This window comes from uncultured Streptococcus sp. (assembly GCF_963525625.1).
In the GTDB taxonomy this organism is placed as follows: Bacteria; Bacillota; Bacilli; order Lactobacillales; family Streptococcaceae; genus Streptococcus.
This window is the reverse complement of record NZ_CAURLD010000004.1, coordinates 107346-118799: the sequence shown is the minus strand read 5'-3', so window position 1 is coordinate 118799 and position 11454 is coordinate 107346. Positions and strand designations below refer to the sequence as shown.

12 protein-coding genes are annotated in these 11454 nt (G+C 44.1%); 3 read left to right on the top strand and 9 right to left on the bottom strand.

Annotated features, from left to right (window positions below; all coding sequences use genetic code 11):
• Positions 1-7: 7 nt before the first annotated feature.
• The 5 genes from RYK49_RS03725 to pnp form a co-directional block, all read right to left on the bottom strand.
• Positions 8-529, bottom strand: coding sequence for a dihydrofolate reductase family protein (locus RYK49_RS03725; protein ID WP_000301981.1), 522 nt, complete (start codon positions 527-529; stop codon positions 8-10).
• An 8-nt stretch (positions 530-537) separates the two neighbouring features.
• Positions 538-1302 carry a nucleoside phosphorylase gene (locus RYK49_RS03720; RefSeq protein WP_314864908.1) on the bottom strand — a complete coding sequence of 255 codons (765 nt, stop codon included), beginning with the start codon at positions 1300-1302 and terminating at the stop codon, positions 538-540.
• Between the two features lie 13 nt (positions 1303-1315).
• Positions 1316-1534 (bottom strand): YdeI/OmpD-associated family protein, encoded by a 219-nt coding sequence (locus RYK49_RS03715; protein WP_314830709.1) that lies wholly within the window; start codon positions 1532-1534, stop codon positions 1316-1318.
• Positions 1535-1564: 30 nt separating this feature from the next.
• Positions 1565-2182 carry a serine O-acetyltransferase gene (gene cysE, locus RYK49_RS03710; RefSeq protein ID WP_002899011.1) on the bottom strand — a complete coding sequence of 206 codons (618 nt, stop codon included), beginning with the start codon at positions 2180-2182 and terminating at the stop codon, positions 1565-1567.
• A gap of 90 nt (positions 2183-2272) precedes the next feature.
• Positions 2273-4474: a polyribonucleotide nucleotidyltransferase gene (gene pnp, locus RYK49_RS03705; protein ID WP_314830710.1), complete on the bottom strand. Its 2202-nt coding sequence runs from the start codon at positions 4472-4474 to the stop codon at positions 2273-2275.
• A 506-nt stretch (positions 4475-4980) separates the two neighbouring features.
• Between pnp and RYK49_RS03700 the strand changes: the two genes are divergently transcribed.
• The 3 genes from RYK49_RS03700 (at position 4981) to RYK49_RS03690 (ending at position 9246) form a co-directional block, all read left to right on the top strand.
• Positions 4981-6342, top strand: coding sequence for an MFS transporter (locus tag RYK49_RS03700; protein WP_314864906.1), 1362 nt, complete (start codon positions 4981-4983; stop codon positions 6340-6342).
• A gap of 115 nt (positions 6343-6457) precedes the next feature.
• Positions 6458-8254, top strand: a complete 1797-nt coding sequence (gene pepF / locus RYK49_RS03695; protein ID WP_314864905.1) for an oligoendopeptidase F — start codon at positions 6458-6460, stop codon at positions 8252-8254.
• Positions 8255-8418: 164 nt separating this feature from the next.
• Entirely contained in the window at positions 8419-9246 is an 828-nt protein-coding gene (locus tag RYK49_RS03690; RefSeq protein ID WP_314864904.1) for a hypothetical protein, read from the top strand.
• A gap of 201 nt (positions 9247-9447) precedes the next feature.
• Here RYK49_RS03690 and RYK49_RS03685 read toward each other — a convergent pair whose 3' ends face one another.
• The 4 genes from RYK49_RS03685 to RYK49_RS03670 form a co-directional block, all read right to left on the bottom strand.
• Entirely contained in the window at positions 9448-9858 is a 411-nt protein-coding gene (locus RYK49_RS03685; protein ID WP_314830713.1) for a hypothetical protein, read from the bottom strand.
• Between the two features lie 156 nt (positions 9859-10014).
• A complete protein-coding gene (gene trxA / locus RYK49_RS03680; RefSeq protein WP_002902269.1) occupies positions 10015-10329 on the bottom strand; it encodes a thioredoxin in 315 nt (104 codons plus the stop codon).
• Between the two features lie 18 nt (positions 10330-10347).
• A complete protein-coding gene (locus RYK49_RS03675; protein WP_002899027.1) occupies positions 10348-10569 on the bottom strand; it encodes a DUF4649 family protein in 222 nt (73 codons plus the stop codon).
• A gap of 188 nt (positions 10570-10757) precedes the next feature.
• Positions 10758-11171: a YjdF family protein gene (locus RYK49_RS03670; RefSeq protein WP_002902267.1), complete on the bottom strand. Its 414-nt coding sequence runs from the start codon at positions 11169-11171 to the stop codon at positions 10758-10760.
• Positions 11172-11454 lie beyond the last annotated feature (283 nt).

Genomic DNA, 11454 nt, shown 5'->3' with positions numbered 1-11454 from the left:
CCCTTCTCTATTTCTGACTTTTTCGGCTGAAAACCAGCTCTGCAAAAGGGCCAAATTGTCTGAGGCTATCCAGTTGGTAAAAGCGCTGCCCTTCCTCTTGGGTAAAGAGGGGAACCCCCTTTCCTAGGATAAGGGGCGCTATCTGAATAATGAGGTGGTCGAAAAGATCCGCATCCAAGAGCGGTCCTACCAAGGAATTACCACCAATCACAAAGACATTTTTGCCTTTGTCAATCTGGCGAACAAAGTCCACCACATCCCCAGCTACTGGCTGGTAATTGCTGACAGGCAGGTGCCTATCATGCGTAAAGACATAGTTTTCCGTAGCTTGATAAAAACTTTCTACATCTTGCAAATCTTGGATTTCCTCAAAGGTCCGCTTGCCCATGATGGTGATATCCATTTGCCTGTAAAAGTCATCATAGCCTGTATCCTCTACAGAACCAAGCTGATGCAGCCAGTCTATCCTGTGCTGGCTGTCTGCCAAGTAGCCATCCATGGTGATACAGCCGTAAAAATATACTGCCATTCTTGTAGTTACCTTTCTAGTTCCTTGGCTATTGTCAAAGCGATAGTGAAAAAAGTCATGGCATCAGCTGTCCGCTCTTCATGGCGGGCATCCCAGGTTCGGTTATGATGATCCACATAGTCAGCTGTGTAGAAGAATTGATAGACTTTACTCTTGCGAAATTGACTCCAAGCCATGATAGCCGAAGCTTCCATGTCCACCACTTTGGCTCCAGCAGCCAAGCGACGCTTGACCTTATCAGGCGTTTCCCGATAAAAGGCATCAGTCGTCCAAGACTTAGCGCGGATATGCTCGATATCGTGCTTGTCAAAGATAGCTTCCAGCTCGACCAGCAGAGACTCTTCATAGGCGACTTCATCACCCGGTGGGGCATAGTGATAGCTAGTCCCTTCATCTCGCAATGCGGCCGCAGGCAGGATGATTTTATCCGCCTCAATTGAGCGATCCAAAACGCCACAGGAACCTAAAATGATGAAATTCTTGAAGCCTCTGGCCGCTAACTCCTCCAGCTGGCCGACTATCATGGGAGCCCCAATCGGAGCCAACATAACTGCTAGCTTGCTAGGACCTTGGCGGTAAATATACCATGGATGCTGTCCGTTTATGCTTTTCAAATAGCCTCCTGGATAGACTTCTTCTGACTCAATCAAACGTTTCAGAATTTCGCCATTAAAGGACAGGATGATGGTTTCACACACTTCACCCTTGTCATGGACTGGCTTTTCAGTTGGCTCAATGACTGCAGCTACATCTTCAAATTCCTCTAATAGCATAAGTTCTCTTTCTTTAAGGCTTCAGCAAATCCGCCTTCATCTTTTCTATGCGGCGCAGCTTGGTCTCATCTTTCTTGGCTTCACTGATATAGCGAGCCCATTCGCGCTGGTGGCTGGGCGGCAGTTTGGTAAAGCGCTCCTTGGCAGGACCGTCCAAGCCTTCTTTCAGTTCAAGGACTACCTGGTTCAAAATAGCATCTGATAAATCTGACATGTCGGTTCCTCCTGTCATATTTTACTTAGATAACTTTGCCAACCTTTTCTACAGACTTGATGAATGGTGGCTGGCTTCACGGGCATGCTCTAGCTTGTCTAGATAGTATTCCCGTTTCTCCTCTACCTCGTGAATGGTTGGCTCGTCTTTCTCACCGTGAACACGGACAATCTTCGCTGGTACGCCGACCACTGTCACATCACTAGGAACATCAGCTACAACAACTGCACCGGCTCCAACCTTGGCTTTTTCTCCAATCTCAATTGGTCCAATGACTTGGGCATGGGCAGAGACCAAGGCACCCCGACGAACGGTCGGATGGCGTTTGCCTGTATCCTTGCCCGTACCGCCTAGGGTCACACCGTGGTAAAGCATGGCCCCCTTCTCCACAATGGCTGTCTCTCCAATCACCAGACCACTGCCATGGTCGATGAAGACACCCGACTCAATCTGAGCACCAGGGTGAATCTCAATCTGGGTCCAGAAACGCCAGAATTGACTGTGCATGCGCGCCAGCAGCTTGAAGCCGTGCCGCCACAAAAAATGCGAGAGGCGGTGGGCCGCCAAAGCTTTAATGCCCGGATAGGTTAGCAAGACTTCTAGCGACGTTCGTGCCGCTGGATCATTTTCCTTTACAATATCAATGGATTCCTTCCACCAACCCATGCTAGCCTCCTTCCTTCTCTAAACAAGGAGAGACGAGAACTAGGCTCGCCTCTGCCGATTTCTGATGAGGTCGCAGGGATAAGCGACCTCTTATTCTTCTGTTTTAGGGCTTTCTTGATGGTCCTTATGACCCTTGTGCTCCTTGCGCGGATGATGTCCCTTGTCATGATGATGTTTTGGCTTATCAGACTTTGGTGGACGCGGCAGCAATACTTTCATGGAAGCATCTACCCGACCTTTGGCATCAATCTTAATCACCTTGACATCCACTTCATCACCGATTTGTACAACGTCCTCTACATTATTGGTCCGAGTCCAAGCTAACTCTGAGATATGAACCAGTGCATCCGTCTTGTCAAAGAGATTGACAAAGGCACCGAATTTCTCAATCCGAACAACCTTGGCATGGTAAACTTCATCCACTTTTGCTTCGCGGACCAAGCCAGCAATGATTTCCTTGGCACGATTGATGGCATCTTGGTCGCTAGAGTAGATGGATACATTGCCCTCTTCATCAATATCAATCTTAACACCGGTCTCAGCGATAATCTTGTCGATGGTTTCTCCACCTTTACCGATGACAATCTTAATCTTGTCCACATCAATCTTGATGGTGTCAATTTTCGGAGCAGTTGGAGCCAACTCAGGACGTGGAGCTGGAATCGTCGCCTCAATCAAGTCCAGAATTTCAAAGCGGGCTTTCTTAGCCTGAGCCAGAGCTTCTGTCAGGATTTCCGCTGTAATTCCTTCAATCTTGATATCCATCTGCAAAGCTGTAATCCCTTCGCGGGTACCAGCTACCTTAAAGTCCATATCGCCAAAATGGTCTTCCAAACCTTGAATGTCCGTCAGAACTGTGTAGTTGCTGCCATCTGAAATCAAGCCCATGGCAATTCCGGCAACCGGTGCCTTAATAGGTACACCACCTGCCATCAGAGCCAAAGTGCCCGCACAGATAGAGGCTTGTGAAGAAGAACCGTTTGACTCCAAGACTTCTGCTACCAGACGGATAGCGTAAGGAAACTCTTCCAAGCTAGGCAAGACTTGCTCCAAGGCACGTTCCCCAAGAGCACCGTGTCCGATTTCACGACGACCAGGAGCCCCATAACGGCCTGTCTCACCGACAGAATATTGCGGGAAGTTATAATGGTGCATGAAGCGTTTCTTGTATTCCGGATCCAAACCGTCCACGATTTGCGTTTCGCCCATTGGTGCCAGAGTCAGAACAGACAAGGCTTGGGTTTGCCCGCGAGTAAAGAGACCAGAACCATGCACGCGCGGCAGGTAATCCACTTCCGCATCCAGCGGACGGATCTCATCAACCTTACGACCATCAGGACGAACCTTATCTTCGGTAATCAAACGACGCACTTCCGCATGCTCCATTTGTTCCAAGATTTCAGCCACATCACGCATGATACGGTCGAATTCTTCATGGTCCGCGTATTTCTCTTCATAAATTGCTGTGACTTGGTCTTTGACAGCCTGAGTTGCTGCTTCACGCGCCAGCTTTTCTTCTACCTGAACAGCCTTTTGCAAGTCGCTATTGTAGGCTGCGACAATCTCTACCTGCAGCTCTTCATCAACATGCAGCAATTCCACTTCAGCCTTTTCCTTGCCGACCGCCGCAACGATTTCTTCTTGGAAGGCAATCAATTCTTTAACTGCTTCGTGCCCTTTGAGAAGAGCTTCCAGCATGATATCTTCAGACAGCTCCTTGGCTCCAGACTCCACCATGTTAATGGCATCTTTGGTACCAGCCACTGTCAGTTCCAAAAGCGAAACTTCCTTTTGTTCCTTGCTAGGGTTGATAATGAATTCACCATCTACATAGCCCACTTGAACTCCTGCGATAGGGCCATTAAAAGGAATATCTGAGATAGAAAGAGCCAGAGAGCTACCGAACATAGCGGCCATTTGAGGCGAAGCATCTTCGTCATAAGAAAGAACAGTATTGATAACCTGAACTTCATTGCGGAAGCCTTCCGCAAACATAGGACGAATTGGGCGGTCAATCAAGCGCGCTGTCAAAGTCGCATCTGTCGACGGACGGCCTTCACGCTTGTTAAAGCCACCAGGGTATTTCCCAGCCGCATACATTTTTTCCTCATAGTTGACCTGCAATGGGAAAAAGTCACCAGTAGCCATCTTTTTGGACATAGTAGCCGCAGTTAAAACGGTACTTTCTCCATAGCGAACAACGGCGCTGCCATTTGCCTGCTTTGCAACCTGACCGGTTTCAACTACCAGCTCACGACCTGCAAAAACGGTTTTAAAAACTTGTTTTGTCATAAAGACTCCTTGCCGAGCACATGCTCAAATTTTTTCATACGCCTTGGCTACAAAGATCAAGATATTAAGACCGTCAAAAGCAAAGTAAAAATAGGAAACTGGTGAAATCTTCGATGAAGACAAGACAGTTTATCTTTTTACACAGCTTTTAGGTCGTATTCAGTTCATCAAGATACACTTAAGATGCTAAAGGGCGGTTCAGCTTAGCTTTGATGTCATGGTCTTAGTAGCTTATTATATCCTCATCTTTGTATCAAGCACGTACAGACCTTATTTTACCACAATTTCAGACAAAAGAAAAAGGCTGGAAATGGCTTTTTTCTATAAAAGTACTGAAAATCTATTTTTCTTTTCTATAGCTGATTATAGTTGGCTGTCAGAGTTCGTTTTTTCACTTTCGATTCGTCAAATAGGATGGCGGTATAGCCACTATTCACTTTTCAAAGAGGACTTCTTGCTTTATAATAAATACAGTGACTCATTTCAAACATATAAAGGAGACAATCGTGCCAAATCATCAAACAGTTGAAAAGAAAGATTTTTTCTCGCTCCTTGCGACAGCCTTAGTCTGCTTTGCAGGCATCTTATCTGAAACCAGTATGAATGTAACCTTCCCGCATCTAAGTAAGGTCTTTGGATTAGGATTGGGAACGCTACAATGGATTACGACAGGGTATTTACTAGCAGTGGCTATTACAATTACTTTAGGAGCAACCTTAGCCCACAATTGGAAAGAGAGAACCATCCTCTTTACTGCTTTGGCCAACTTTTGCTTGGGAACGCTAATTGCCATGTTGGCTCCAAGCTTTCCCATCTTGATGATAGGGAGAATCCTGCAAGGAGGAGCTACTGGATTAGCCATTCCTTTGCTCTTTAACTTGATTGTTGAGCGTGTTCCTAAGCAAAAAATTGGAACCTACATGGGCTTGTCTGGGATGGTGGTCAGCCTAGCACCAGCAATTGGGCCGACTTACGGCGGTTTTATGATTAGTCGTTTTGACTGGCATATGATTTATACCTTTATTCTTCCTGTCCCAATCATTTCCTTTATCCTTGGCTTTTTCTTTTTAAGAAATTCCGAACAGTCTAGGAAACGCGCCTTTGATCTTCTCTCATTTCTCCTCTTAGCAAGCTCACTCGTCTTTGCCATTGTAGCCATCTCCAGCTTAGAAGAAGGACATATCGATTGGCTCTATCTTGTTCTCTGCATAGTGCCACTAGCTTGCTTTATCTATCGGAGCTTGAAAATTGATCATCCATTCCTGGATATTCGGATTTTAAAGCAACCAACGGTCTTATTGGCTATTTTACCCTTCTTTATTTTTCAGTTTATCAATCTATCGGCTAATTTTCTGATTCCCAACTTTCTGGTCATAGAAAAAGACATTTCAACCGCTCAGGCAGGCTTTGCACTGCTTCCAGGAACCATGCTTGGAGCCTTCCTCTCTCCTGTCTTTGGTAAACTCTATGATAGAAAAGGCCCGAAACCAACCCTTTTTACAGGAAATTCTCTTCTTTTCCTCGCTGTACTCTTTCTCCTTATATTTACAAAAGAACTCACCTTAACAGCTGTTATTGCGATTTATATTTGCTTTACCTTGGGACGAAACATGGCCTTCAATAACACACTTGCTCTAGCCACGACTCAAGTTGATAAAGGAAAAACTGCAGATACGACCGCGCTGTTTCAACTGGCCCAGACCTTTGCGGGCGCTATAGGTACTGCAGTCACAGCTGTCATCGCCAATCAAGCTCCCAATATGACAAAAGGAACTCAAAACGTCTTCACCCTTTTATTGGGCTTGGTTATTTTCGTATTCTTATCTTATCTACTGCTTTTTAAAAAGATTGCTACAAAGAAACTTTGACTTTTATCCTCGATCTGATAAACAGCTAAAAATTACTGACTTATCCTTCTCCCCCAAAGACATTTTGGGGGATTTTTTGCTATACTATTTCTATATACGACAAAAGGAGTAAACTATGGAACAAAAACATCGTTCTGAATTTCCGGAAAATGAACTCTGGGACCTAACAGCCCTTTACCAAGACCAAGAGGACTTCCTGCGAGCCATCGAAAAGGCCAGAGAGGACATCCAGAAATTCGTCCGTGATTACCAAGGCAAGCTCAGCACTTTCGAAGATTTTGAGCGGGCATTTGCTGAGTTAGAGCAGATTTATATCCAAATCAGCCATATTGGCAACTACGGCTTTATGCCACAGACCACTGACTTTGGCGACGAGAGCTTTGCGCAGATTGCCCAAGCAGCTATGGAGTTTGAGACCGAGGCCAATGTCGCACTCAGCTTCTTTGACGACGCCCTGGTCGGCGCAGACGAGGCTGTCTTGGAAAAACTAGGCCAAGAGCCCCATTTGACTTCAGCCATTCGCCAGGCTAAAATCAAAAAAGCCCACTATCTGGGAGCGGATGTCGAAAAAGCCTTGACCAATCTAGGTGAAGTCTTTTACAGTCCACAGGATATTTACACCAAGATGCGGGCCGGCGACTTTGCTATGGCTGACTTTGAAGTAGACGGCAAGGTTTACAAAAACAGCTTTGTCACCTATGAGAATTTCTATCAAAACCATGAAAATGCAGAAATCCGCGAAAAATCTTTCCGCTCTTTCTCTGAAGGCCTTCGTCAGCATCAAAATACTGCTGCAGCTGCCTATCTGGCTCAGGTCAAGTCTGAAAAACTACTGGCTGACATGAAAGGCTATGACTCTGTCTTTGACTACTTACTGGCAGAGCAAGAAGTTGATCGCTCTATGTTTGACCGGCAGATTGACTTGATTATGAGCGAATTTGCCCCAGTAGCTCAGAAATACCTCAAGCATGTCGCCAAAGTAAATGGACTGGAAAAGATGACCTTTGCCGACTGGAAGCTGGACTTGGACAGCGAGCTCAATCCTGAAGTCAGTATTGATGATGCCTATGACCTCGTCATGAAGTCAGTCGAGCCACTCGGACACGAATACTGCCAAGAAGTTGCCCGCTATAAGGAAGAACGCTGGGTCGACTTTGCGGCCAATGCCGGAAAGGACTCTGGAGGCTATGCTGCGGATCCTTATCGGGTCCACCCTTATGTTCTCATGAGCTGGACTGGCCGTATGAGCGATGTCTACACTCTGATTCACGAGATTGGCCACTCTGGTCAGTTTATCTTCTCTGACAATCACCAGAGCTATTTCAACGCCCACATGTCCACCTACTATGTGGAAGCTCCGTCTACCTTTAATGAACTCCTGCTCAGTGATTATCTGGAGCGCCAGTTTGATAACCCACGCCAGAAACGCTTTGCTCTGGCTCACCGTCTGACGGATACCTACTTCCACAACTTCATCACTCACTTGCTAGAAGCTGCCTTCCAACGCAAGGTCTATACTTTGATTGAAGAAGGCGGAACCTTCGGCGCAAGCAAACTCAACGCTATCATGAAAGAAGTCTTGACGGACTTCTGGGGCGATGCCGTTGAAATCGACGACGATGCTGCCTTGACTTGGATGCGCCAAGCCCACTACTACATGGGGCTTTACAGCTACACATACTCCGCAGGTCTGGTCATATCTACTGCCGGCTATCTACACCTGAAAAATGACGAAAATGGTGCCCGTGACTGGCTTGAACTGCTCAAATCTGGCGGCAGCAAAACGCCGCTTGAGTCAGCTATGATTATAGGAGCAGATATTTCGACAGACAAACCGCTCCGCGACACCATCCAATTCTTGTCAGATACAGTTGAACAGATTATTTCCTACAGCGAGGAGTTGGGGGAGTAAGCTCGTATCTTTAGAATTAGACTCGGATTATTCAGCTGAGTCTGATTTTTTTCTTTTAAAAAACAAAATCAAATCTATATTTTCAATTACTACAAAATATTATTGAAAACGCTTCCTTTTTGTGATATGATGTCATTGGATAAATATCCGAAGGGAGTTTTAATATGAAAAATTTTTTTGAAAAGCCGACCTTGAAGAAAATACTGCTTGTTCTGGCAGTTCTCTTCATCATCATTCTTGCACCAATCACTATGCCATTGATGTTCCTAGGAGGATGCTTTGGTATTTGGCGCTTCACTAAACGAAAACCGAATATTCAAAAGCGCAATATCGCCATTGCTGTCACTATTGTAGGGATACTAGGAATCTATGCAGTAGGGAAGTTAACTCCTGATGTTATTAAAGAGCAGACAGAACAAAGCCAGGTAACAAAATTTACATCTAATAGTTCCTCAACTAGCTCATCGTCATCACAAACTAGTAGCTCTACAGCATCTAGCAGTAAAAAAGAAAAACAAGAGAAAGAACGTAAAGAAAAAGAGCTAAAGGAAGCTCAGAAACAAAAGCAGGAAGAGGAGAAAAAAGCTCGCGAGGAACAAGCACGTAAAGAAGCAGAGACTAAGAAAATTGTTGAAGAAGCCAATCAGGCTGTCCAACAGCTTGAAAATAATCAGGTCGCAGAAAATATTTCTCCGGCACAGGCAGCAGTCGAACGCGTTGCAGATCCAACTACAAAATCTAACTTGACGGATCGCATCGGACGAGTTCAAAATGCAATTAACCAACGGGCTGAAGACGCACGCCAAGAAGCGGAGAGACAGGCAGCGGAACAGCAACAAACAAGAACGGTTTATGTCGCTCGAAACGGAACCGCGGATGTATATTGGTATAGCATGGAGAACATGCCATCCAATACACGTTTTGACAAAGTCGTGTCCATGACCGAAGCAGATGCAATTGCCTCTGGAAAACGACACACAAGTAAAGAATAATATAAAAGAGATGAATAAGAAAGATTTTCCCCTTCACCTCTTTTATCCTTAAGACAATATGCAGAAAATGACAAACCCCTTCGCGACACCATTCAATTCTTGTCCAACACAGTTGATCAGATTATTTCCTACAGCGAGGAGTTGAGTCAATAAAAAAAACAAAATCAGCTTGAACGAAATTCAAGCTGATTTTTAAATAGTTTAATAAAAATAAAGAGGCCCAAAAAAGCGGATATAAAGTAAAATATAGGCACTAAAACAAGCGATAAATATAAGCCATCTTGTCCAGTAATGTGACTTAGTATAATTCTTCATTCGCAGCAACCCGATGAAAAACCAAATCAGACTCCAAAAAACCAGACCTAATATCTGAGGAGAAAAATACGAAATTAAAAGCAAAACAGGGATCAACAAGGCCAATACTAGTATGATTCTTTTTTGAGTGATCTGCTCTCTAGGAATCATCCACCCTACAAAGAAACACAAAATCGCTGGAGCAACAAATGGTGTAAAAATCATAAAAACAAATAAAAGATGTTTTAGCAACTCAATCATTAACATTACTTCATTCCCATCATGTTTTAAATAACCAGGCTCCCTAACGAGACCCATTGGAAAAAAATACTTCTACTTATTATACCTTAAAAAGTGAATTTTCAAACAAAATTTTTAAATTGACTCATTATTGTTATAATCGAAATAAAAAAGACCGCTCTAAAACAAGAGCAGTCTCATTTTAAAACAGGCCTATATAACCGTAATCTTACTTTATCCCAACTCCGCCACAATAGCTTTAATCTGCTGGGCAGTATGAACGCCCGCTACCTGCTTGACGACTTGACCGTCTTTTTTAAAGAGCAAGGTCGGGATAGACATGATGCCAAAAGCGCGTGCTGTAGCTGGATTTTCGTCCACATCCATCTTAACAATCTTGAGCTCATCTTCGGAAAGTTCCTCTGAGAGCTTGTCAAGGATTGGCCCCTGCATCCGACAAGGTCCGCACCAAGTGGCCCAAAAGTCAATGAGCACTAATCCATCTTTTGTTTCTTGCTCAAATGTTGCATCTGTGATTGCTTTTACCATTATTTTTCTCCTTTATTCTTAGTCAAACTTTGTCAAATCCTGCTTCATCAGGAAAAAGAAGACATCTCCATAAGTGCCCTGGTAGTTCAAATCATGACCTTTATAAGTCAGTTTTTTAACTGGGTAATAATCTGCCACTCCAATCAAGCAGGCTTGCTGGGATTGCTCAAACTCCTGATAAGACTCAAAGGTCATCTTCCGCTCCTGCTTGACAGCATCCAAATATGTGATTTCAATCATAACTTCTCCTTTTCAAAACTACTCTTGTAATTTTTATTTTATGATTATATTGTAATCTCTTTTGTTACATCTGTCAAATAAAACGACTTGGAGAAATCAATTCACTTTTTAAGCCACTCACTGATTGCCTGACAAACAAAAAAGCCTCCCATCGGAAGACTTTCCCATATAAATAAGAAAAAGCAGGCTCAATGCCCCTTGTGCTTTTCCAATCGTTTTTGCTGTTTGAGTTCGAATTTCCTTTGCTTAGCCAGTTCTTTCTGCTGCTTACGCTTGACTCGAGCGATTTTCTTTTGCTCTTCAAATTGCAGCTTCAGCGCTTCCTGAGACTTTGAAGAACGTGAAGCCAGCTGCTCTTTTTTAGCCTGTCTCTGCAAGCGTTTGGGACTGATGGACTTAGCCTTCTCCTTTACCCTGATGCTAGGACTAAATTGCAACCGATGATAATAACGGTTTAGAAAATCCAACAATTCCCGCGTGCTAGGCTCTGCACCAAAGGTGACTCGGCAAACTCTATAAGATTGAGCATGTTCCTGCTCGAAAAGACCGTGCCAAAATCCCTCTTCAAAGTAAACTGTCAGCGTCATTGAAATCTTATCCATGACAGCACCTCCTTTAAAAAATCCCTAAGAATGGACAACCAAGGAGGAAGGTTACTGACAAAAAATCGATTTTTTGCGTCTGGACTACCAACCAGAACTGTGTTTTTATCTTAGTAGCTACAGTCTAGCAATATTTTCTAAAAAATTCAAGGCTATCTGAATCTCGCTTAGATAAATGAATTGGATTTTCTTGTATGAGATCCAGAAAAATCAAAAACAAGAAAGCTCTCTTCTTGTAAAATACATTCATTTCCGATATAATACTACAAATACTGAAAGGAGA

Bases quoted from the DNA above. Each gene is read 5' to 3' on its own strand.
- RYK49_RS03725 (WP_000301981.1), bottom strand. From the start codon at position 529: ATGGCAGTATATTTTTACGGCTGTATCACCATGGATGGCTACTTGGCA.
- RYK49_RS03720 (WP_314864908.1), bottom strand. From the start codon at position 1,302: ATGCTATTAGAGGAATTTGAAGATGTAGCTGCAGTCATTGAGCCAACT.
- RYK49_RS03715 (WP_314830709.1), bottom strand. From the start codon at position 1,534: ATGACAGGAGGAACCGACATGTCAGATTTATCAGATGCTATTTTGAAC.
- cysE (WP_002899011.1), bottom strand. From the start codon at position 2,182: ATGGGTTGGTGGAAGGAATCCATTGATATTGTAAAGGAAAATGATCCA.
- pnp (WP_314830710.1), bottom strand. From the start codon at position 4,474: ATGACAAAACAAGTTTTTAAAACCGTTTTTGCAGGTCGTGAGCTGGTA.
- pepF (WP_314864905.1), top strand. From the start codon at position 6,458: ATGGAACAAAAACATCGTTCTGAATTTCCGGAAAATGAACTCTGGGAC.
- RYK49_RS03690 (WP_314864904.1), top strand. From the start codon at position 8,419: ATGAAAAATTTTTTTGAAAAGCCGACCTTGAAGAAAATACTGCTTGTT.
- RYK49_RS03685 (WP_314830713.1), bottom strand. From the start codon at position 9,858: ATGGGTCTCGTTAGGGAGCCTGGTTATTTAAAACATGATGGGAATGAA.
- trxA (WP_002902269.1), bottom strand. From the start codon at position 10,329: ATGGTAAAAGCAATCACAGATGCAACATTTGAGCAAGAAACAAAAGAT.
- RYK49_RS03675 (WP_002899027.1), bottom strand. From the start codon at position 10,569: ATGATTGAAATCACATATTTGGATGCTGTCAAGCAGGAGCGGAAGATG.
- RYK49_RS03670 (WP_002902267.1), bottom strand. From the start codon at position 11,171: ATGGATAAGATTTCAATGACGCTGACAGTTTACTTTGAAGAGGGATTT.